Genomic DNA, 22,075 nt, shown 5'->3' with positions numbered 1-22,075 from the left:
TTTTTTGTAATATAATATCGATAAATTAATAAAAAAGGCCTTTATATGCTCATAAACCAAAGCTTTGAAATCGATTCTTGTGATGATGTAGAATTAAATATAAAAAGAACTAGCAAACTTGAATACCGCATCAGTTATGATGATGAAAAAGAGATTAAAGCTATAGTTTTTATAATAGGAGGTTATGGAGCCAATGCAAATATATATTTTTTAGACTCTTATAGAAATTATATTGCTAAAAATTTTGATGTTGTAGCAGTGCATGTTTTTTATCATTGTTTTTGTCAAAGGCGTTCGGATGTTGAAAAGTATAGTGCTTTTACAATATTTACAAAAGATGATGTGTCAAATTTATCTCAGGTTTTATTGGAAATAGGTGTTAATATTAATGTTAATCTTGAGAACGCACAACAATGTTATGAATTACTTAATCAGAATATTACTACTTTAAAATCACAAGGAAAACTAGCACAAAATTATCAAGCGAAATTTACCTCAACTTTTGTCCCACCCAATGGAGACTATCAAAACTATGGCATTATGGCAGCTATTGATCATATCAATGCTTTAAAAGATTTAGTTAAACGCTTTCCAAAATTTGCAGATTTACCAAAAATTTATGGGGGGGGGTCTTATGGAGGATACTTAGCCTTGCTTATAGCAAAAATAGCTCCTTGGTATGTGGATGGTGTGATTGATAATTCGGGTTCGGCTGTTCCACCTTTGATTTATATTTTAGGAAGAGAAATGGAGGGTGGTTGTGATTATGTATTTAATGATCCAAATACTTTAATAGAATGTTTTCTAAAAACCCATTGGACGCGTAAAGAAAATTCACCTTATTTTTTTAATAATGAAAATTATTTTATTAGAACATTGTTAAATAAAGATCATTTGATTTTACAAAGTGAAAAAAATAAAAATATCATTTATGTGAGTTATCATAGCAAAGAAGATCCTTTAACTCCAGCAAATTTTAAAGAACAAACCATGCAAATATTAAAAATTTTAGGATATGATGTAAGCTTAAATTTGATAGATGAAAATAAAATTGATGGAAAATTTATTAAAAATTTAGATCATGGTTGTGGTATACCTGATAAAGCCTTATTTAGAAAAGAACTTCCTTTAATGCTTGAAAAATTGCAAAAAAGAAAATCTTTAATGCAAGAAAATTCCATCTCTTATCCTTGTGGAAATAAAGTGTTTACTTTTAAAGATGTAGAAAATCAGTTAAAATTGATCATTAATTAAAAAGGAAAATATATGCTTATAAACCAAACCTTTGAAATCGATTCTTGTGATGATGTAGAACTAGGTATTAAAAGAACTAGTAAGCTTGAATACCGCATAAGTTATGATGATGAAAAAGATGTCAAAGCTATAGTTTTTATAGTGGGTGGCTTTGGAGCCAATGCAAATATTTCTTTTTTAGATTTTGATAGAGAATATATCGCTAAAAATTTTGATGTTGCAGTGGTGCATGTTTTTTATCATTGTTTTTGTCATAGAAGATCAAATGTTGAGAAATACAGTGCATATAAATTTTTTCAAGATGAAGACATTGAAAATATTAAAAATTTATTAAATCGGTTTCATTTTTCTTATGGTGAAATAAATAATGATAATGCACTTTTTTTAGCAAATTCTTTGGTAAAGCATGTAGAAAATTTAAAAATGCAAAATAAACTCGATTATAACTTTAAATTAAATTTTACTTCAACTATTATCCCACCTAATGGAGACTATCAAAACTATGGTATTATGGCAGCACTTGATCATATCAATGCTTTAAAAGATCTAGTTAAACGTTTTCCAAAATTTGCAGATTTACCAAAAATTTATGGGGGGGGTCTTATGGAGGATACCTATCTTTACTCATAGCAAAAATAGCTCCTTGGTATGTGGATGGTGTGATTGATAATTCGGGTTCGGCTTTGCCTTCTCCCATGTTTATTTTAGAAAGAGAAAGTGGACAATATGATTATTTTGAGGAATATCCACATAATAAAATAGGATTTTTTATTAAAACTTATTGGAATGCGGATGTTAGTTCAAAATATTTTTTTCATACCGAGAATTATTTAATTAGAATAATTCCTAATTTAGCTCATTTAACTATACAAGCTAATATTAACAAAAATATTATTTTAGTATCTTATCATAGTTTAAAAGATCCATTTAATACAGCAAAAGATAAACAAACTCTTTTTTTAGCGTATAAAGAACTAGGATATGATGCTACTTTACATTTGATAAAAGATGAAAGTGAGATTGATGGAAGATTTATAAAAGATTTAAATCATGGTATGAGAATAAGTGATAAAGCCTTATTTAGAAAAGAACTTCCTTTAATGCTTGAAAAATTGCAAAAAAGAAAATCTTTAATGCAAGAAAATTCCATCTCTTATCCTTGTGGAAATAAAGTGTTTATATTTAAAGATGTGGGAGATAAATTTGAATTAACGATAAAAGATTAAAACCTTAAAGGTTTTAATCAAGCTTTGCTAAATTGATTAAATCACTTACTTTTTGACAATTTTTCAAGTCCTCAGCTGTGATTTTTAAAGCAAAAAGATTTTTGTAAAGCACCATCACAGATACAAAAGCCAAACTATCCCACTCATCTATATCATCAAGTAGCATATCCTCGTTTAAGTCTTCATCTCTATGCATAGCTTCTTTAAGCTCTTCTAAAAATTCAGTTTTTGTCATTATTTCTCCTTTATGTAAATTAAAATATCTTTTGTGTATAAATCTTTGAAATTCAACACCGCACTTCCCCAGCTAAGCCCTGCACCAAAAGCACTTAAACTCGCTTTAAATTCTTTTGGAGTATCTAGTTCGCAAAGTAGGGCAGGTAGTGAACAAGCGCTTAAATTAGCGTATTTTTCCATGATGAAATTAGGAACTTTATTATCATTAAGTTTTAATTCTTCTTTAATGCAATCAACCAAATACGCATTGGATTGATGAAAAAGATGAAAAGCAATGTCTTTTTCATCTACCTTGGAAAATTCTAAAATTTCTTTAAAGCTTTTAGGTTCGCATTCTAAAGCCATATTAAAAATATTTGCTCCGTCCATATAAAGATTTTCTAATTGTCTAAACTCCTCAGTTTGCATGAGCGAATCATCGTTAAAAATATCTGCTTTAGGTATTCTCATCGCACCTTTTGGAATGATGAGTTTATCAAAATGTCTTCCATCGCTTCCAAGTTCAAAAAAGGCTTCATTAAAATCCGTTTTTTCAATCAAAGTTGCACTTACTCCATCGCCAAAAATTGGAGCTAAATTCATATTTTTAGGATGGATGAATTTGCTTAAAGTATCCCCACAAACGAGCAAAATTTTACCTAGGCCACTTTGTATTAAAGAATGAGCGACAAATAAGCCGTATAAATACCCTGCACAAGCTTGCCCTAAATCAAAAGCTATGGTTTTAGAGCTTAAATTTAAAAGTTGGTGTAAATAACAAGCCGTAGAAGGCATGAAAAAATCAGGACTTTGAGTTACTACGATGAGTGCATCAAGGCTATTTTTATCTATATTTAAACCTTGCAAAAGTGTATTGGCTGCGTGTTTTCCAAGATCGCTTACGCAAGTGTTTTCATCGCAAATATAACGCGTGTTTAAACCTATGACTTTTTTCATTCTTTTAAGGGTTTTGATATCGTTTGAAAAAACGCTTTCTAACTCATCATCAATGCAAATTTTATGTTCAGGTACGCTTACGCAAATGCCTGAAATTTTAGCTTTATCAAATCTAGTTTTCATGGATTATAAGTCCTTTAAAATTTAAATTTTGAAATGAAACAAGGGCTGAGTTTTTTTCAAATTCTTTGGAAATTTGTTCTAAAAAGCTTAAGAATGGCATATTTCTTTCGCCTTTTTGATAATAAAGCCTTACATTATTGTTTTTAAGATCAAAGAAATGTAAAGCTAGTTCAAAGGCTTTAAAAAACATTCTAGTTTCAAGTTTTCTACCTAAAGCCCTACAAGAAATGCAAAGATCATCGATAAATAAATTTCCTTCTTTGCAAGAAAAAACAAAAATAGCGATAATCCCACTATCGCTTAATTTATCACTCATGCTCACACTTACAATGAGTTCTTTTTGCATGTGTTGTGCGACTTTTTCTTGATTTAAGCGTGTGTAATTAGCGATAAATTGATTGGTTTTGCCTAAAAGTTCGCTAATGCGAGGGATATTTTGCAGATCATTTTTGCTAAAATTTAAGCTGATTTCAAGATTTTGAAAATATTCTTCATCGCTTAAACTTTTAAGCTCTTCTCTTAAAGCATTGGCTGCTATATCTTTGGCACGAATTTGATCTTCTTTGGTGTTTGAAAGTTTTAAAAGATTAGGAAAAAGCTTGATTTTATAAAGTATATTTTCATCGCATAAAAGTGTTTTAACACCTGTAAATTTGGTATTTTCAAGCTCAGCGATATTATCATCTATAAAAAGTATAGCATTAGTATTTATATTAAATTTTTTAGCAATTTTTAAGATATTTTCACCCTTTGGCTCCCAATTGATCATTTTAGCATCAAAATCATCCCATTGCAAGATAAAATCTTTCCTTGTTTCAAAAAGTTTTTTTGCGTCTTTTTCTTCATTTTTTGAAGCTAGGGCAAGTAAAAAGCCTTGTTTTTTAAAAGTTTTAATTTTTTCTTGTAAGGTTTTGTGCAAAGGACTTAAATTAAGATTATCTATGCCCTCTTCACCTAAAATTCCTTGATACAAGGTATTATCAAGATCAAGTACAAGAGCTTTAAGAGCGGGTTTTACGAGTGCAGGGATGAGGCTAAGTCCTAAAATTTGTGCTAAGAAAATCAAGGCTTTATTATTAAGCTTAGAGCCTGTAAGTTCTTCTTTAGCTAGGTCTAAAATATCCTCTTCATCAAAATACTCTTTTATGAGTTTTTCTATGTTAAAAATTTCGCAATTTAAAATTTTTTTATCTGTTTTAAATTCTCCTAAACTAAGGACTAAAATAGGGCTTTGTGAAATTTTTCTTAGTTCTAAAAGTCTTTCTTCTAGAAAATTTTGCACATTATTTTTATAGCGGGTTAAATCCACCCATAAAAGTTCTAAATTAGCTTCTTTAAAATTATCAAAACTCAAGCTATCATCATAAGAGCTGAAATTAAACTCAGCTTTTAAATTAGCAAAATGTAAAAAAGGAGCAATGATACTTTGCACTCCTTCAAAAGCATGATTTCTATGGATATTGATAAGAAGATCTTGACTTTTACTAAAGTCTAATTCTTTGGCAAATTTTATAAGCTCATTGCGTTTTAAATGGGGTGAAAAAAGATTCATTTTAGCTCCACAAGTTCGATTAAAAGCCTATTTGGCATCATGATAAAACAAAGTTTAGCAAAATAGCTTGCTTGCATAATAGGAACAATACAAATACCTCCTTGTTGTTCCAAAAGAATTAAATCTTGGGTGATATTTTTACTTTCATAGGCTAAATGATACATTTTGGTATTATTTTTCAAATAGCTATCTAGCGGACCTTTATCGTTTAAATTTTGCAAAAGTTCAAATCTATACTGTGGAAATGCTTCATTGCAAGGAATGATAAATTCGCCTCTTACCCCTTGTTTTTCATCTATAAATTCTGCTTCTTTATAAAAACCTAGTTTAAAAAAACATTCCCTTTCTTTTTCTAAATTTTTACAAGCCACACCTATATGATGAAGGGGTAAATTGAGTGTTTTATCAAGCATTTAAAACTACTGCCATAGTGATAGCATTTTTAAATTTCAATGCTTTTTCTAAACTATAATCATTTGCCATAAAACATTCATAAGTCTTAAGCTTTAAGCCCGATTTTTCTATCAGATTTTTAACTTCATCAGGATGGGAAAATAAATAAATATGATCAATAGCAGGAGCATTGATAGGAATAGTTGCAAAAATTTCTCCTCCATCGCTAAGAAGCTCTTTGGATCTTTTAAGAAATTCAAGAGGCTTTTCTACATGTTCTAGTACTTCTCCAATCACTATTAAATCAGCTTTTTTATCAAAATCATAAGTAAAAAAATCTTGACATAAAAAATCACATTTTGTAATCAATCCTCCTACTTGTTGTTTTACCATTTTTTGAGTAAGTTCACAACTTGTTGGAGAGATATCAAGTCCATAAAAGGCTGAAAATTTACCACTTTTAACTGCTCTTGCAAAATATTCTCCATGACCAGGGCCTATTTCAAAATAAGTTGTTTTTGGAGTAAAATTTTTTAAATATTGTGAAAAATACTTTCTTACTTTAATATGAGCTATCCAGACAAAAGAAGAAAGAGCTAGACCTATCATGTATTGTTTCATATAGCTTTCATTAAAATAAACCTTATCCTTAACTTCATCAAAGCTAGAATAACGATAAGTCCCACTTTCTATGAAAAATTTTGTTTCTTCTAAAGTATCATTAAGGATCAATAAATAACAATCGCATTGTTCTTTTATACTGATACTATCTTGAATATAATAAGAAATTAATTTATCAAATTCTTCTTCGTCTTCTTGTGAAAATTCAATTTTTTTAAGATATTTAGAATGGATAGGATTTTTTTGAGCGATGGCTTGAAATAATTTTTCAATATTTTCTTTCATTTTTCAGCCTTTAGGATTTGAATTTTTTCTAGTAAAGCGTTTTGAGATTTTAAGAGATTTAAATCTTCTTTGTTGAATTTGATTTCAAATTCTTCTTCTAAACTCATGATGATATCAATATGGGCTAAAGAAGTCCAGTTCTTGCAGTTTTCCATGCTTAAATTTGTATTTTCATCTACTTTGGTTTCAAGTATATTTTCTAAAATTTCATAAAATTGTTTTTCCATTGTATACCACTTTCTTGAGAATGTTGAAAATTAATATATTGTATCATAATTTTCTATTAGAATTGTTTGGTTTATATCTAATTTTTTCCATAAAATTTCTATATATTCTTTAGCGTTGTAAATATTTATATGATCTCCTGCAAAATTGTTTTTTTTAAAATTTTTAGTATTATTAACAATATTGATAATGTTAATTAAATTGGGCTCAGAAGATATGTCAAGTTTTCTAACATAATAACTAATGGTTTTATTGTATGATATATTGTTTTCATCAATTAAAATTCCAGAGAAAATTTTATGATATCTGTAAAATACATTAAATTGTTCTTCTGCATAATGTGTTAGTGTATGTCCTTGGCCTCCAAATGTCATATATTTTCCATTCTCTTTAGTTAAAACCTCATAAACACAATTTTCTCCAAAACAACTTGTTGTATCTTTTAAAAATAATTCTTCTTTTGCTCCTTTTATAGCAAAAGAAAATATAGGATCGTTTGTGCGTTTTACTCCTGTTTGTTTGCGAAAATATTCATTCAATGCTCCCATTTTTGTTTTGGAATTTATTTTGTCATAAACTTCATTTTTGCAAAAACTATAAGTAAAGGTTGGCATGATCAAAGTGCCTTCTTTGCCTATAACTTCAAAAAAGCAATTGAGTATAGTCTGTAAAAATTCATTTCTAGAAAGCAAAGGCATGCCAAAGTTAAAAAGTTCTGTATGTACGCATAAAATATCGCCTCTTTTTATACCTAGTTGATAAAAAGCATCTATTAAATCTTTATCGGAGTATTTTTTGCCATTGTGTTCTAAAAAATATTTCATTTTACTAGTCCATAAAATTTTATTTTTTCCAAAAGTTCTTTAAATTCATAAGCTTGCATATTTAAGATATTGGCTATATCGATGATATCATTCTCTCCATCACAGTAAGCTAGAAAATTACAAGCCAAAGGAGTGTCATTGACAGTGCTAAGGGTATGATATAGTCCTCTTTTGCCAAGATTGGGTTCGCATACTATGGTGTTTTTATATACGGCGTTGATTTCTAGATTTAAAATCATTTCTTGTATGCTTTGAAGTCCACCCATTAAACCTTTTTCAGAGATAAAATTGAGATCGTCTTTTGAGTTATGATATCCATCATAGTCACCGTATCTTGTGCGACATACCCCTACTATGCCAAGATTTACAAGTGGAGCATTGTATTGTCTTTCATCGCTTCCACGATCTAGAAAACTAAAAGCTTTGAAATTTTCTTTATTTTTGAGCGTATGCAGGGCGACTTTATCGCTTAGAGTGTTTTCTTTGGGTGTGTGTATGAGTGAGTAAGCATGATCATCGCCTAAGCAAGAAAGCACAAAGCCTGCTTTAACATGTTTTTTTAAATGTTCTAAATGTTTGCTAAGGTAGACTATAGAGCCTATGGTTTCAGGGATGATGACAAAGCGGTAATTATATCTTCTTTCTTTTAAACTCAAAAGCCATTTTGCTAAGAAAATACTCACTACAGGGCCACTAAGCTCATTATTTGCCATGGAAGGGTGGCAAAGATAGGTTGAAATTAAAATTTCATCTTTTGAGTTTTGCGTACTAGGTAGGATAAAATCAGCATAATCCAAAACCCCATTTTCATCGTGTTTTGCATCGATATAGACTTTGTATTTGCCTTTTTTGAGTTTTTTTCTTTCGTTGTGTGTGAGACAAAATCCCCAACGCCTTTTGTAATAACTCGTTACATAAGGGATAGCATCGGGCATTTCTTCTATGGAGTAAAGATGATTTTGAAGTTCTTCAAGTTCGATTTCTTTATCGATAGCTTCGCTATAGTTTAGAAGGTGTAAGTTATGCTTTTTAAAATCACAAATTTTTTCTCCTTCTGGAGTGATGATATAGGCTTCTTTGGCGTTCCATTCATCAGGGACTATCCAGTCAAAAACTTTTGTGCCACTTTTTATAGAGTGAAATTTGAGTATCCCCCCCCCCAGAGTTTTATTTAAAAGTTCTAAACTAGCTCTAAAACCTTGTCCTGTGATACTTCTAGGGATGGGAAAAAGTTCACAAGCTAGTTCATACATAGCCTTTCCAGTTTGGCTAAAATCTTGGCTTCTAAAGTCTAGCTTATCCACAATATCCCTTTTTAACTTTTTCAAGAATGCTAAATAAAGTATCTTTTACAAATTTTGCATCTTTTAGATTCATTTCTTGATGACAAGGTATGCTAAGCTCGGCTTTGTAAAAATTATCCGCATTTTGGAGTTTTATTTCTCCTAAGAGTTTTTTATAAAAACTAAACTCATAAGTAGGTTTGTAATGCACCTGTACACCAACTCCTGCATGAAGCAAGCTTTCAAAAAGCTCTTCTTTTTGACAATAAAATTCAGGAAAAAGCAAGATAGGGTATAAATGTCTTGAGCTTTTTTTATAATTTTTGATTTTTATCGTGGAAAAATAAGGATTTTTTTCAAATTCTTTATCGTAAAAACTTGCAATTTCTTCTCTTTTTTCAAGATTGTGATCGAGTTTTTTAAGCTGGTTTATCCCTAAAGCACAAGCAACATCGCTTAAGCGGTAATTATAGCCAAGTTCTATCATATCGCTATCCCAAAGCCTTTTTTTAATGATACCATGGCTTCTTAAAAGCTTGATTTTGGTGATAAGCTCTTCATTATCACTCACCACAGCCCCGCCTTCAAAAGTAGTGATGGGTTTAACAGGATGAAAAGAAAAGATAGAAAGATCGGCTTTTTTTCCTACTTTTTCACTTTTATATAAGGCACCTAAAGCATGGCTTGCATCATCGATTAAAGGGATATTGTATTTTTTAGCAAGGCTTGAAATTTCATCTATTTCAACGCTATTTCCCCCAAAATCCACCACGCTAATAGCTCCTATATTTTTACTATCTTTTAAAAGTCTTGCTTCTAGTTTTTTTTCGTCAATATTGCCATCGTTTTTAATGTCGATAAACTCTACCTTAGCTCCAGCTATTAAGGCTGCATTAGCCGTAGCAGCGAAGGTTAAAGGAGTGGTTAAAACGATTTTTTCTTTGACGTCTAGTGCTGTGTAGGCAAGATGAAGAGCTGAAGTAGCTGAGTTTAATACACAAGCGTGTTTTACGCCCACATATTCGCAAAGGGCTTCTTCAAATTCATCTACCTTTTTACCTCCCGTTAAAATTTCATCTTTTAAAGCTTCTGTAAGCGTATCTATATCGCTTTGATCGATGTTTTGATGAGAATAAGTAAGCATTTTAAAAACCCTCGGTGTGATTGATGATTTCTAAAAGTTCTTTTTCGCTTGCCCATAAAGGATTATTATCCGAGCTATAAGAAAAACCATCTTTTACCTTTTGCCCTTTTTCGCCTAGGGCATTGATACTAAAGTCATTATCTTTATCTACAAATTTAATACTCGGGCTTATAGCATAGTAGTTTTCAAATTCATAGGTTAAATGGCTATCATCGCTTGAAATCATGATTTCATGTAGTTTTTCTCCTGCTCTTATGCCTATGATTTTATGGCTTAAATTAGGAGCTAGAGCATGGGCTAGATCGGTGATTTTCATCGAAGGAATTTTAGGGATAAAGATTTCTCCTCCATGCATTCTTTCAAAATTACTCAGCACAAATTTTACTCCATCTTCAAGGCTGATCCAAAAACGAGTCATTCTCGTATCGGTGATAGGAAGTTCTTTAGCTCCTTCACTGATGAGTTTTTTAAAGAAAGGCACCACTGAACCTCTTGAACCTACAACATTGCCATATCTTGTAACACCAAAGCGTGTTTGCTTGTTACCTGCTATGTTGTTTGCAGCGACAAAAAGCTTATCGCTTGCAAGTTTGGTTGCACCGTATAAATTTACAGGATTGCAAGCCTTATCCGTACTAAGAGCAATACATTTTTTAACCCCATTTTCAAAACAAGCATCTATGACATTTTGCGCGCCGTGGATGTTTGTTTTTATACATTCCATAGGGTTATATTCAGCAATAGGCACATGCTTCATCGCAGCAGCATGTATAACAAAATCCACATCACGCATAGCAGTGCTTAAACGCTCTTTGTCTCTTACATCTCCTATGAAATAACGCATGCAAGGAGCGTTAAAAACGCTTGCCATTTCAAATTGTTTAAGCTCATCACGAGAATAAATGATGATTTTATTAGGTTTATAATTTTCTAGCAAAACCTTAGTATAGGTTTTTCCAAAAGAGCCTGTTCCGCCTGTGATTAAGATATTTTTTCCGTTAAACATTTTGCCTTCCTTTGCTTAAGTTTTTTAAAATTAAAGCAACAAGTGTTCCTATTTTAAAATTCTTGGCAAGGTTATGCCCGTTTGAGCTTGATACTTGCCTTTTTTATCTTTGTAAGTGGTGTCGCATTTTTCATCGCCTTGTAAAAACAACACTTGTGCTATGCCTTCATTAGCATAAATTTTTGCAGGTAAAGGTGTAGTGTTTGAAATTTCTATAGTGATATGTCCTTCAAAACCTGGTTCAAAAGGAGTAACATTGACGATGATGCCACATCTTGCATAAGTGCTTTTGCCAAGGCAAATAGCTAAAACATCATCAGGCATTTTAAAATACTCTATAGTTCTAGCTAGGGCAAAAGAATTTGCAGGAACTATACATACATCGCCTTCAAAATCTACTACATTTTCTTCTACGAAATTTTTTGGATCCACTACAGTTGAATTAACATTGGTAAAAATTTTAAACTCACGCCCTACGCGTATATCATAACCATAGCTTGAAAGTCCATAGCTTACCACACCTTTTCCTATATTTGCTTCGCAAAATGGTTCGATCATCTTGTGTTCTAATGCCATTTTTCTTATCCAATTATCCGCTTTTAAGCCCATTTTTAACCTTTTTAATATTTGTAATTGTTTGTAAGGATTATAACCTAAAAAATCTATATTTTTTATGATTTTTTTCTTTTTTAAAGTTAAATTTCAAGTTTTTTTATATAATACAAGGTTAAGTTCTTAAATTTTGTAGGAGAATTTTATGACAAAAGAAGAAATTAAAGAGTTAGTAAACCTTTTTGCTGAAGCAAATATTAGTAAAATTAAGATCAAAGAACAAGATGGTTTTGAAATAGAACTTGAAAGAGATATGTGCTGCGATGTTCCAGCCCCTGTTTGTCCTCCAGTTCCAGCTCCACAACCTATCAATGTAAGCGTTGTAAACGAAGCTCAACCTAGTCAAAGTGTAAAATCAAACAAACCAAGTATAAATAGCCCTATGGTAGGAACTTTCTATCAAGCTCCAAGTCCAGGTGCAGCACCTTTTGTAAAAGTAGGTAGTACGGTTAAAAAAGGCGATACTATAGCTATTATCGAAGCGATGAAAATCATGAATGAAATTGAAGCGGAATTTGATTGTAGGATCGCTGAAATTTTAGTTGCTGATGGTCAGCCTGTAGAATTTGGAATGCCTTTATTTGCGGTGGAGAAATTATAAAATGGAAATTAAAAGCATATTAATTGCTAATCGTGGAGAAATAGCACTGCGTGCTTTAAGAACGATTAAAGAAATGGGTAAAAAAGCAATTTGTGTGTACTCTGAAGCAGATAAAGATGCTTTGTATTTAAAATACGCTGATGCAAGCATTTGTATAGGCAAAGCAAGAAGTTCTGAAAGCTATTTAAATATCCCAGCTATTATTACAGCAGCTGAAATTGCTGAAGCAGATGCGATTTTTCCAGGATATGGATTTTTAAGTGAAAATCAAAATTTTGTTGAAATTTGTGCTAAACATAACATTAAATTTATAGGTCCTTCTGTGGAAGCTATGAATTTAATGAGTGATAAATCAAAAGCAAAACAAGTCATGCAAAGAGCAGGTGTACCTGTGATCCCAGGAAGCGATGGAGCTTTGGCAGGAGCTGAAGTGGCTAAAAAACTTGCCAAAGAAATAGGTTATCCTGTGATTTTAAAAGCAGCTGCAGGTGGTGGTGGTCGTGGTATGCGTGTGGTTGAAAATGAAAAAGATCTTGAAAAAGCGTATTGGTCAGCTGAAAGTGAGGCTATGACAGCATTTGGCGATGGAACTATGTATATGGAAAAATACATACAAAATCCACGCCATATAGAAGTGCAGGTTATAGGAGATAGTTTTGGCAATGTGATTCATGTGGGCGAAAGAGATTGTTCTATGCAAAGACGCCATCAAAAACTTATAGAAGAATCCCCTGCGATTTTGCTTGATGAAAAAACACGCACTAGGCTTCATGAAACTGCTATTAAGGCAGCTAAAGCTATAGGATATGAAGGTGCGGGAACTTTTGAGTTTTTAGTAGATAAAAATTTGGATTTTTATTTTATAGAAATGAATACGCGTTTGCAAGTTGAACACTGTGTAAGTGAAATGGTAAGTGGGATTGATATCATAGAACAAATGATTAAAGTAGCAGAAGGTTATGCTTTACCATCTCAAGAAAGTATTAAATTAAATGGGCATTCTATAGAATGTAGAATCACAGCCGAAGATTCCAAAACTTTCTTGCCAAGTCCAGGTAAGATTACTAAATACATTCCACCAGCAGGACGCAATGTAAGAATGGAAAGTCATTGTTATCAAGACTATAGCGTGCCTCCTTATTATGATTCTATGATAGGCAAACTTGTAGTTTGGGCAGAAGATCGTAATAAAGCTATTGCAAAAATGAAAGTAGCTTTAGATGAGTTGCTTATAAGTGGGATAAAAACAACCAAAGATTTTCATCTTTCTATGATGGAAAATCCTGATTTTATTAATAATAATTACGATACAAATTATCTTGCAAGACATTAAAATTTCCCTATTAAAGGGAAATTTTAATTGTAATTTTTATCTTAAATATTCTATATTGATTTTAGAGCGGAGTTTATCAAAATAATCCTGTATGAAATTTTGTCTTTGTTCGCTTACATAAGCGTTTAAAACTTCATTTTTAACTTGTTCATATTCAGGAGTTTGTGCCCCATCTTTGCTTTTAACTTCATAGAGTTCATAGCCATTTTTTCCATTTAAAACAGGGGAAAAGCCTCCAACAGGAATTTGTGATAAAAGCCCTAAAAGTCTTGGATCGGCATTACTTGTGTTTAAAGATGCATTTTGTGGTTTAAGGATTATTTTTTTTGTATTTTTGATATTTTCTAAAGTTTGAGGATTGTTTGATAGATAAATATTTGCATTAATTTGTGTATAAAAAGTGAATTTATCTTTATTTTGTTCGAAAAATTTTTTTGCTCCATCATCACTAAAATCAGTTTTTGCCATACTTGCGATTTTTTCATAAAGCTTTCTTTTTTCTAAGTCTTTTTTAAAATTTGCATGAAATTGTTCATAGCTTTGATTTTTGGATTTTAAATTTGCTTTGAAAGCATTTAAAGTCGTTTTGTTTTGAGCAAGCATTTTATTTATAGCATCATCAAGCTCTAGATCATTGACTACAATACCTAGTTGTTTCATTTGTGAAATTTCCATTTTTTCATTGATGAGTACGCCTAAAGCTTTATTTCTATCAATTTTAAGTGCTTTCATAGTTTGATCTATATCATAAGTTGTGATAGGCTCTTTGTCTACAACTACAGCTATAGCATTAATGGTATTTGCACTAGCTAAACTTGCAAAAAATGCAAAACTTAATAAAATTTTTTTCATTTCAAACCTTTATTTAAGTATAAATATCGCATTATATCAATAAAAATTTAAGAAAAGGCAAAAAATGCACGAAAAACTTACAACGCGTTTTGCTCCAAGCCCAACAGGGTATTTGCACATAGGTGGACTTAGAACAGCTCTTTATAATTATTTATACGCTAGAAAAAATGGTGGAAATTTTTTACTTCGTATTGAAGATACGGATTTAAAAAGAAATTCCAAAGAAGCTACTAAAGCAATTATCGAAGCTTTTAAATGGTGCGGTTTAGAACATGATGGAGAAGTAACTTACCAATCAGAGCGTTTTGATCTTTATAAAGAATATGTCAAAAAGCTTTTAGATGAAGGCAAGGCGTATTATTGTTATATGAGTAAAGAAGAATTAGAAGAATTGCGCGCCAAGCAAGAAGCCGCCAAAGAACGCCCAAGATATGATGGAAGATATAGAGAATTTACAGGCACGCCACCTCAGGGTATAGTGCCTGTTGTGCGTATTAAAGCACCTCAAAGCAGTGAGATTGTTTTTGAAGATGGGGTTAAAGGCGAGGTGAGATTTAAAGCAGAGGATATAATGGATGATTTTATCATTGCAAGAAGTGATGGAACTCCAACTTATAATTTTACTGTTGTTATTGATGATGCTTTAATGGGGGTAAGTGATGTGATTCGTGGGGATGATCATCTTTCAAATACTCCTAAACAAATTGTGCTTTATGAAGCATTGGGTTTTAAAATTCCTAAATTTTTTCATGTGGCTATGATACATGGAGAAGATGGTAAAAAGCTTTCAAAAAGACATGGGGCAACTGATGTTATGGAATACAAAGAAATGGGAATTTTACCTCAAGCTTTGCTTAATTTTCTTGTGCGTTTAGGTTGGAGTCATGGCGATGACGAGGTTTTTTCACTAGAAGATTTGAAAAAACTTTTTGATCCTTATCATATTAATAAAAGCGCATCTTGTTATAATGCTAAAAAGCTTGAATGGCTTAATGCTCATTATATTAAAACTTTGCCTTTTGAAGAGATTAACCGTCAGCTTAAAGATCTTGGCTTTGATTTATCTGTTTATGAAAAGGCAGGATTTTTACTTGATTTATTAAGAGAGCGTGCAAAAACCTTGCATGATATTATCAATGGTGCAAAAAGTATAGTTAATGCACCGCAAAATTATGATGAAAATGCAGTACAAAAATTTATTAACAAAAATAATTTAGAATTGCTCCAAGCATTTGCTAATACACTTAAAGATCAAAAAACAGGTAAAGATTTTGAAGATTTTACAAATGATTTTTTAGAAAAAAAAGAAGCAAAGTTAAAAGATTTGGCTCAGCCTATACGCATAGCTTTAATAGGGAGTGCGGTAAGTCCTAGTATTTTTGAAGTATTAGAATTTTTAGGGGTTGATGAGTGTAAAAAAAGAATAGAAAATTTTTTAAAAGTTAGAGGAAAATAAAATGAATTTAAAAGAAGAAGCTTTAAAATACCATTTAGGTGGGAAAATTGATATTGTACCAAGTAAGCCAATGGCTACAAGTTATGATCTATCTTTGGCGTATAGCCCAGGAGTTGCAGAACCTTGCCTTGAAATCGCTAAAGATAATGAGCTTGCTTATACTTATACAAATAAGGCTAATTTGGTAGCTATAGTTAGTGATGGTTCTGCTGTTTTAGGACTTGGAAACATAGGAGCACAGGCTTCAAAACCTGTTATGGAAGGTAAGGCTTGTTTGTTTAAAAAATTTGCAAATGTAAATGCTTATGATATAGAAATTAATGTTCATAGTATAGAAGAGATTGTAAATTTTTGCAAGGCTTTGGCTCCGACTGTGGGTGGGATAAATTTAGAAGATATAGCTGCTCCAAAATGTTTTGAAATCGAAGCAGCTTTGCAAGATTTAGGAATTCCTGTAATGCATGATGATCAGCACGGAACAGCTATTATTTCAACTGCAGGGCTTATGAATGCTATGGAGATAAGTGGTAAAAAATTTAAAGACATTAAGGTGGTTGTAAGTGGCGCAGGTGCCGCAGGTATAGCAAGTGCTAAGATGTATAGAAATTTAGGGGTTGAAAATATTATTTTAGTAGACAGCAAAGGAGTGATTTCTAAAGATAGAAATGATTTAACTCCTCAAAAGCTTGAATTTGCTGTTGATTCTAAGGAAAAGACTTTAAAAGAAGTTTTAAAAGGAGCTGATGTTTTCCTAGGGCTTAGTGCGCCAAAAATTCTTGATGATGAAATGGTTTTAAGCATGGCAAAAGATCCTGTGATTTTTGCTTTGGCAAATCCTATTCCTGAAGTGATGCCTGAAGATGTAGCTAGACTTAGAAAAGATGCGATTGTAGGAACAGGAAGAAGTGATTATCCAAATCAAATCAATAATGTTTTAGGTTTTCCTTTTATTTTCCGTGGGGCTTTAGATGTGCGTGCAAGTAAAATCACTGAAAATATGAAAGTAGCCGCTGCTAAAGCATTAGCAGATCTTGCAAAACTTTCTGTAAGTGATGCAGTTAAAAAAGCTTACAATCTAAGCACTTTAGAATTTGGAAGAGATTATGTTATACCAAAACCTTTTGATGAAAGAGTAAAAGCTGCAGTAAGTACAGCTGTAGCAGCAGCTGCGGTAAAAGATGGTGTGGCTAAGGTGAAAAATTTTAACGAGAAAGCTTATTTTGAAAGCTTAAAATGAAAAATATTCATTGTATCAATCATCCATTGATCGAACATAAATTAGGAATTTTAAGGGCTAAAGAGACAAAGCCCTTTCAATTTCGTATGTTAATCGATGAAATTTCATCTTTTTTGCTTTTTGAAGCGAGTAAAGATTTTTCTTTAAAAGAAATTGAAATTTCAACACCTATACAAAAAACTACAGTAAAAAAACTTGATGAAAAAATTATGATTTGTCCTATTTTAAGAGCTGCATTAGGAATGCTTGAAAGTGTTTTTAAGATGATTCCTGATGCAAGTGTTGGATTTTTGGGATTTGTAAGAAATGAAGAAACTTTAAAGGCGGATTTTTATTTTCAAAAACTTCCCAAAGATGCAAAAAAACGCACTGCTATTGTTATAGATCCTATGTTTGCTACAGGTGGGACTGCTATAGAGGCTTGTAATTTTTTAAAAAGCCAAGGAGTTAAAAAAATAAAATTTATATCCATGCTTGCTGCTCCACAAGGTTTGAAAAAATTTAGCCAAATGCATGATGATGTAGAAGTTTTTGTGGCTTGTATTGATGAAGGTTTAAATGAAAAAGGTTATATTATCCCAGGGCTTGGAGATGCAGGAGATAGAGTGTTTAACACTCTTTAAAAGAGATGATTTTTGGAAAAATTGATTATATTAATCTTTTACCTTTACATATATATCTTAAGAAATATCCCTTACCTAATGGTTATAAAGCAAGTATGGAGTATAAAAAAGGAGTTCCAAGTAAGCTAAATAAAGATTTATTTTATAGAAGAATTGATGCAGCTATCATTTCAAGCATAGAAAGTGCTAGAAAAAAATATAAAAATTTAGATTTGGGTATTTGTGCTAATAAAAGAGTTTTAAGTGTTTTGGTAGAAAAAAATACATCAAATGCCAAAGATCCAAGTTCAGCAACTTCAAATGCTTTAGCTAAAGTATTAAAACAAGATGGAAAAGTAATTATAGGCGATAAGGCTTTAAAGCTTTATCTAAAAGATCCTTCTAAATATATCGATTTATGTGCAAAATGGCGCGAAAAAACAGGATTGCCTTTTGTTTTTGCTAGATTTTCTTGTGTGCAAAAAAAAGCTTTATATAAACAAATTTTGAAAAAATTTCCAAAAACAAAGATTAAAATTCCTTATTATATACTGCAAAATTATGCCAAAACAAGGGATTTAGATATAAAAGATGTTAGATATTATTTAGATGAAGTTATATATCATAAAATTTCTACCAAAGAAAAAACAGCCTTAAAGCGTTTTGTAAAGGCTTGTAAGGCTTTAAATCTTGCTTAGTGTTCAAATTCTCTAAGTTCTTTAACTGTTCCAAGGAGTATTACAACATCTCCACTATAAACTGTCGTGGTTTCTAAATCAGGTAGTATTTCCCAGTCGCTATTTAATTTTTTATAAGAAATCACTTTCATATTTTGTGCTACATGTTTTAAAGAATTTCCTGCTAATTTTTCATCTATATTGATCTTAATAGCTCGTATAGTATTTGCTGAAAGATCAAAAACTTCATAATCAGCATCTTTAGTTAAAAATTCTTTTACTAGTCTTTTAGCACTTTCTTTTTCAGGATAAATAACCTTTGTTGCACCTAACTTAGAAAGAATTTGACCATGGATATTAGAGGTTGCTTTAGCAATGATATTTTTAACACCTATATCTTTAAGCGCCATAAGAGTAAGGATTGATTTTTCAACATTTTCTCCTATGCTAACAATAACAACTTCAACATCATGAAAGCCTGCTTCTTTTAGGGCTGAAATATTTGTAGAATCTAAAATATAAGCATAGCTTGGAGGATTTTGTATGCTTTTTAAAGCTTCCTCATCTTTATCCGCAACGATAACAGTATGACCTCCAGCAATGAGTTCATCTGCTACAACTGAGCCAAATTTTCCAAGTCCTATAATTCCATAATTAAGATTTTTCACGATTTTACCTTTATAAATTAACCTTTCCTTCAGGGAATTTTAAATGAATAGCTTTGTCTTGTTTGAATACCGAGAGTAAAAAAGCAAAAACACCTATCCTGCCACTTAGCATCATAATGATGATAATCACCTTGCTAGGATCACTAAATAAAGCACATAAAGATAAAGTTCCACCATTTCCTACTGAAATTCCTACGGTTGCAAAAGCTGAAGAAGTTTCAAAAAGCAAGGCTATAAAATCAAATTTTGACTCTAGCAAGGAAAGCAAAATAACAGCTATTACTATATAAACAGCTGAACCTACAGCTATAATAAAAGCTTTAGATATAGTTTCTCTTGGAATTTCATGTCCAAAAATTCTAACTCTTCCATCGCGGATACTCCAATAAGCATAGAGCAATAAAACCATTACAGTTGTTACTTTCATACCCCCAGCTGTTCCACCTGGTGCACCACCAATAACCATAAACAATGATCCAAAAAATAAGCTTGCATCATGTAAATGTCCCATATCTAAGGTGTTAAATCCTGCTGTGCGGTAATTAATAGCGATAAAATATGAGCTTAAAATTTTATCGAAAAATGAAAAATGTCCTATAGTTTGAGGATTTGAGTATTCAAAAGCAAAAATAATAAGCGTTGAAGAGAAAATAAGAAAAATACTTGCAACAACAACCATTTTTGTATGTAAGCTTAAATTTTGTAATTTTTTTCTTTGAAAAAAGTATAATTCAACCAAAACAAAATATCCAAGCCCACCAATAATAATCAAAGAAGTGATAATAAGATTAATTGCTATATCATGTTTATAAGCTATAAGCCCATGTTCAAATATAGTAAATCCAGAATTATTAAAAGCACTAATAGAATGAAAAATTCCAAACCATAAAGCTTTCTTAAAATTCATTTCAAGAGCAAAACGCATGGTGAGAAGTATAGCACCTATCAATTCTATAGTAAAAATGAACAGCAAAACCTTTTTAAAAAATTTAAATAAACCATCCATTGATGGATAAAATAAAGACTCTTTTAGTAAATTTCTTGCACTAAAACCAACTTTTTTGCGTATGAGTATATAAACAAATAAACCTATACCCATATATCCCAAGCCTCCAATTTGCACCAAAACTAAGATAATAATTTGCCCTGCTAAGGTAAAATCAACCGCAGTGTTCTTAACTACTAATCCTGTCATACTAACAGCAGATGTGCTTGTAAAAAAGGCATCTAAAAAATCAATAGGAGTTGTATGTGCCCAGCTTGAATGTAGCAATAAAGCCCCAAACAATGCAATAATAATATAACCAGCTAGTAAAATTTTAAAAGTTCGTCTATCTAGTCCAAATTGTTTCAAAAAATTTCCATTTGATAATGATCTAAAGCGGGTATTCTATCTTATTAAAACTTTAAGGGAAATAAAATTTTATTTTTGTATTTAAACTTAAATTAAAGAAAAAAAGATACAATTACATTTTTAATTTATCAAACATTGTGGTTGGATAGCTCAGTCGGTAGAGCAGCAGACTGAAAATCTGCGTGTCGGCAGTTCGATTCTGCCTCTAACCACCATTTTATCTTTCAAAAAATCACATCACATACTTTTTTATATAAGATTGAAATATTTAAAGAACTAAAAATTATTATTTTAAAGAAAGAGTCTATAGCTTATATGTAGAATGGTGGATTTAGCAGGACTCGAACCTGCGACCAACCGGTTATGAGCCGGTTGCTCTAACCAACTGAGCTATAAATCCGCCTAAGTTGAATTAAAAGATAAAATTATATCTTATTAATGCTTAAAAATATTTTATTTAGCCTTTATATCCGTCCAAAAATATCTAAAAGTGATTAAATGCTGTAAAATTCCAAAAAAAATCATAAAAATAGTAAAAGAACTTCCACCATAACTAAAAAAAGGCAAAGGGATTCCAACTACTGGTGCAAAACTTATAGTCATTGAGATATTTACTGCCGCATAAATAAAAATAAATAATGCAACACAATTAATAGCAACTCTAGCAAAATAATCATCTTTAAGTTTATAATTTAAACTAAGTAGATGAAAAATAAGTAAAATATAAAATATAATTAATGTCAATCCCCCAATAAATCCAAATCTTTCTATCATGTAAGCGAAAATAAAATCACTAGTTGAAATAGGTAAAAATTTAAAATGAGTTTGCGTAGCTTCATCTTGAGATTTTCCGGTTAAACCACCATTTCCAATAGCTATCATTGATTGGGCTACTTGATAACTTGGTTTTTCTGAAATAAAATCATGAATTCTTTGCTTTTGGTAGGGCTTTAAAAGATGTGTATAAATAATAGGAGAGCTAACACTTATAGCTATAACAATACTTAACCAAATTTTATAATGAACTCCCATGATAAAAAGCACTCCAAAACCAACAAGTAGTAAAACCATAGCGCTTCCTAAATCAGGTTCTTTTGCAATTAGTAAAAAAGGCAAGATGATGTAAAAGCTAAGTTTGATGAATTGTTTAAGTTTGTATCCATTTTTTGGAGGAGGATTTTGATAAATAAGATAGGCAAGCATTAAAATAAAACTAGGTTTAAAAATTTCAGAAGGTTGTATAGTAAAGTGAGTAAAAGGAATTTCAAGCCATCTTTTAGCACCTAATTTTTCAACCCCAAAAATATCTACGCTTAGCAATAAAAAAATATTAATCCAATAAGCAACAGGAATAATCCAAATAAATTTCCTTATGGGAAAGAAGAAAAAAACCATAAAAGCAAACAATCCCACACAGGCATAAACAAACTGTTTTTCTGCTAAAAAAGGATTAGCTTCAAAGATCAAGAAAAATGAAATAAGAATTATGGGTAAAAATAAAATGGGTTGCATATAGTCAAAATGAGTTAAAATTCTTCTATCTAATCTAAACAAAATTTGCCTTCAGTTGGTAA

The 22,075-nt window shown here is 31.1% G+C and carries 22 protein-coding genes, 2 tRNA genes and 1 pseudogene; 9 read left to right on the top strand and 16 right to left on the bottom strand.

Annotated elements, in window-relative coordinates:
- The first annotated feature begins 45 nt into the window (after positions 1-45).
- Both AT682_RS06870 and AT682_RS06865 read left to right on the top strand, forming a co-directional pair.
- Positions 46-1,254: a DUF2920 family protein gene (locus tag AT682_RS06870; RefSeq protein WP_016818182.1), complete on the top strand. Its 1,209-nt coding sequence runs from the start codon at positions 46-48 to the stop codon at positions 1,252-1,254.
- A 12-nt stretch (positions 1,255-1,266) separates the two neighbouring features.
- A pseudogene (locus tag AT682_RS06865) lies at positions 1,267-2,480 on the top strand (DUF2920 family protein).
- A gap of 13 nt (positions 2,481-2,493) precedes the next feature.
- Here AT682_RS06865 and AT682_RS06860 read toward each other — a convergent pair.
- The 11 genes from AT682_RS06860 to dcd are packed head-to-tail and all read right to left on the bottom strand — an operon-like array spanning position 2,494 to position 11,718.
- The gene (locus tag AT682_RS06860) at positions 2,494-2,715 is read right to left on the bottom strand and encodes an acyl carrier protein (RefSeq protein WP_002777644.1); all 222 of its coding nucleotides are present in this window, start codon (positions 2,713-2,715) and stop codon (positions 2,494-2,496) included.
- Entirely contained in the window at positions 2,715-3,776 is a 1,062-nt protein-coding gene (locus AT682_RS06855) for a beta-ketoacyl-ACP synthase III (protein ID WP_002882371.1), read from the bottom strand. Before AT682_RS06855 ends, AT682_RS06860 begins: the two co-directional genes overlap by 1 nt.
- On the bottom strand, positions 3,766-5,328 hold the full coding sequence (locus tag AT682_RS06850) for an HAD family hydrolase (protein ID WP_002882370.1): 1,563 nt from the start codon (positions 5,326-5,328) through the stop codon (positions 3,766-3,768). Before AT682_RS06850 ends, AT682_RS06855 begins: the two co-directional genes overlap by 11 nt.
- A complete protein-coding gene (locus AT682_RS06845) occupies positions 5,325-5,741 on the bottom strand; it encodes a VOC family protein (RefSeq protein WP_002815238.1) in 417 nt (138 codons plus the stop codon). The genes AT682_RS06850 and AT682_RS06845 overlap by 4 nt, the downstream gene beginning before the upstream one ends.
- Positions 5,734-6,627, bottom strand: coding sequence for a class I SAM-dependent methyltransferase (locus AT682_RS06840; RefSeq protein ID WP_002882369.1), 894 nt, complete (start codon positions 6,625-6,627; stop codon positions 5,734-5,736). Before AT682_RS06840 ends, AT682_RS06845 begins: the two co-directional genes overlap by 8 nt.
- Positions 6,624-6,854: an acyl carrier protein gene (locus tag AT682_RS06835; RefSeq protein ID WP_002882368.1), complete on the bottom strand. Its 231-nt coding sequence runs from the start codon at positions 6,852-6,854 to the stop codon at positions 6,624-6,626. Before AT682_RS06835 ends, AT682_RS06840 begins: the two co-directional genes overlap by 4 nt.
- Positions 6,855-6,884: 30 nt before the next feature.
- The gene (gene legH / locus AT682_RS06830; protein ID WP_002882367.1) at positions 6,885-7,676 is read right to left on the bottom strand and encodes an N-acetyltransferase LegH; all 792 of its coding nucleotides are present in this window, start codon (positions 7,674-7,676) and stop codon (positions 6,885-6,887) included.
- Positions 7,673-8,980 carry a DUF4910 domain-containing protein gene (locus AT682_RS06825; RefSeq protein ID WP_058207859.1) on the bottom strand — a complete coding sequence of 436 codons (1,308 nt, stop codon included), beginning with the start codon at positions 8,978-8,980 and terminating at the stop codon, positions 7,673-7,675. The genes legH and AT682_RS06825 overlap by 4 nt, the downstream gene beginning before the upstream one ends.
- A complete protein-coding gene (pseC, locus tag AT682_RS06820; RefSeq protein ID WP_002882366.1) occupies positions 8,973-10,103 on the bottom strand; it encodes a UDP-4-amino-4,6-dideoxy-N-acetyl-beta-L-altrosamine transaminase in 1,131 nt (376 codons plus the stop codon). Before pseC ends, AT682_RS06825 begins: the two co-directional genes overlap by 8 nt.
- A gap of 1 nt (position 10,104) precedes the next feature.
- On the bottom strand, positions 10,105-11,109 hold the full coding sequence (gene pseB / locus AT682_RS06815; protein WP_002845077.1) for a UDP-N-acetylglucosamine 4,6-dehydratase (inverting): 1,005 nt from the start codon (positions 11,107-11,109) through the stop codon (positions 10,105-10,107).
- A gap of 48 nt (positions 11,110-11,157) precedes the next feature.
- Entirely contained in the window at positions 11,158-11,718 is a 561-nt protein-coding gene (gene dcd / locus AT682_RS06810) for a dCTP deaminase (RefSeq protein WP_002869981.1), read from the bottom strand.
- Between the two features lie 148 nt (positions 11,719-11,866).
- On the opposite strand from dcd, the gene accB reads away from it, so the two are divergent.
- Both accB and accC read left to right on the top strand, forming a co-directional pair.
- Positions 11,867-12,322: an acetyl-CoA carboxylase biotin carboxyl carrier protein gene (gene accB / locus AT682_RS06805; protein ID WP_002853623.1), complete on the top strand. Its 456-nt coding sequence runs from the start codon at positions 11,867-11,869 to the stop codon at positions 12,320-12,322.
- Between the two features lies 1 nt (position 12,323).
- A complete protein-coding gene (gene accC / locus AT682_RS06800; RefSeq protein ID WP_002882365.1) occupies positions 12,324-13,655 on the top strand; it encodes an acetyl-CoA carboxylase biotin carboxylase subunit in 1,332 nt (443 codons plus the stop codon).
- A gap of 36 nt (positions 13,656-13,691) precedes the next feature.
- Here the strand turns inward: accC and salC are convergent, their stop codons facing one another.
- On the bottom strand, positions 13,692-14,507 hold the full coding sequence (gene salC / locus AT682_RS06795) for a peptidylprolyl isomerase SalC (protein ID WP_002882364.1): 816 nt from the start codon (positions 14,505-14,507) through the stop codon (positions 13,692-13,694).
- Between the two features lie 64 nt (positions 14,508-14,571).
- On the opposite strand from salC, the gene gltX reads away from it, so the two are divergent.
- From gltX to AT682_RS06775, 4 genes are read left to right on the top strand one after another with little or no spacing between them, the layout of a single operon-like run.
- The gene (gene gltX, locus AT682_RS06790; RefSeq protein ID WP_002882363.1) at positions 14,572-15,963 is read left to right on the top strand and encodes a glutamate--tRNA ligase; all 1,392 of its coding nucleotides are present in this window, start codon (positions 14,572-14,574) and stop codon (positions 15,961-15,963) included.
- A gap of 1 nt (position 15,964) precedes the next feature.
- Positions 15,965-17,200 (top strand): malic enzyme-like NAD(P)-binding protein, encoded by a 1,236-nt coding sequence (locus tag AT682_RS06785; protein WP_002882362.1) that lies wholly within the window; start codon positions 15,965-15,967, stop codon positions 17,198-17,200.
- Positions 17,197-17,823: a uracil phosphoribosyltransferase gene (gene upp / locus AT682_RS06780; RefSeq protein WP_002882361.1), complete on the top strand. Its 627-nt coding sequence runs from the start codon at positions 17,197-17,199 to the stop codon at positions 17,821-17,823. Before AT682_RS06785 ends, upp begins: the two co-directional genes overlap by 4 nt.
- 5 nt (positions 17,824-17,828) lie before the next feature.
- The gene (locus AT682_RS06775; protein WP_002882360.1) at positions 17,829-18,500 is read left to right on the top strand and encodes an MqnA/MqnD/SBP family protein; all 672 of its coding nucleotides are present in this window, start codon (positions 17,829-17,831) and stop codon (positions 18,498-18,500) included.
- On the opposite strand, the gene ktrA is transcribed toward AT682_RS06775, so the two are convergent.
- Entirely contained in the window at positions 18,497-19,147 is a 651-nt protein-coding gene (ktrA, locus tag AT682_RS06770) for a potassium channel family protein (protein ID WP_002853664.1), read from the bottom strand. The genes AT682_RS06775 and ktrA overlap by 4 nt on opposite strands.
- Before the next feature lie 10 nt (positions 19,148-19,157).
- Entirely contained in the window at positions 19,158-20,501 is a 1,344-nt protein-coding gene (gene ktrB, locus AT682_RS06765) for a TrkH family potassium uptake protein (RefSeq protein ID WP_002882358.1), read from the bottom strand.
- Between the two features lie 139 nt (positions 20,502-20,640).
- Between ktrB and AT682_RS06760 the strand changes: the two genes are divergently transcribed.
- Positions 20,641-20,716: transfer RNA gene (locus tag AT682_RS06760), tRNA-Phe, on the top strand.
- A 108-nt stretch (positions 20,717-20,824) separates the two neighbouring features.
- On the opposite strand, the gene AT682_RS06755 is transcribed toward AT682_RS06760, so the two are convergent.
- Together AT682_RS06755 and mrdB are read right to left on the bottom strand one after the other, a co-directional pair.
- Positions 20,825-20,901: transfer RNA gene (locus AT682_RS06755), tRNA-Ile, on the bottom strand.
- Positions 20,902-20,954: 53 nt separating this feature from the next.
- Positions 20,955-22,055: an FtsW/RodA/SpoVE family cell cycle protein gene (mrdB, locus tag AT682_RS06750; protein WP_002882357.1), complete on the bottom strand. Its 1,101-nt coding sequence runs from the start codon at positions 22,053-22,055 to the stop codon at positions 20,955-20,957.
- Between the last annotated feature and the right edge of the window lie 20 nt (positions 22,056-22,075).

Origin of the sequence: Campylobacter jejuni (genome assembly GCF_001457695.1) — a bacterium.
In the GTDB taxonomy this organism is placed as follows: domain Bacteria; phylum Campylobacterota; class Campylobacteria; order Campylobacterales; family Campylobacteraceae; genus Campylobacter_D; species Campylobacter_D jejuni.
This window is presented reverse-complemented; position numbering and strand designations above follow the sequence as displayed.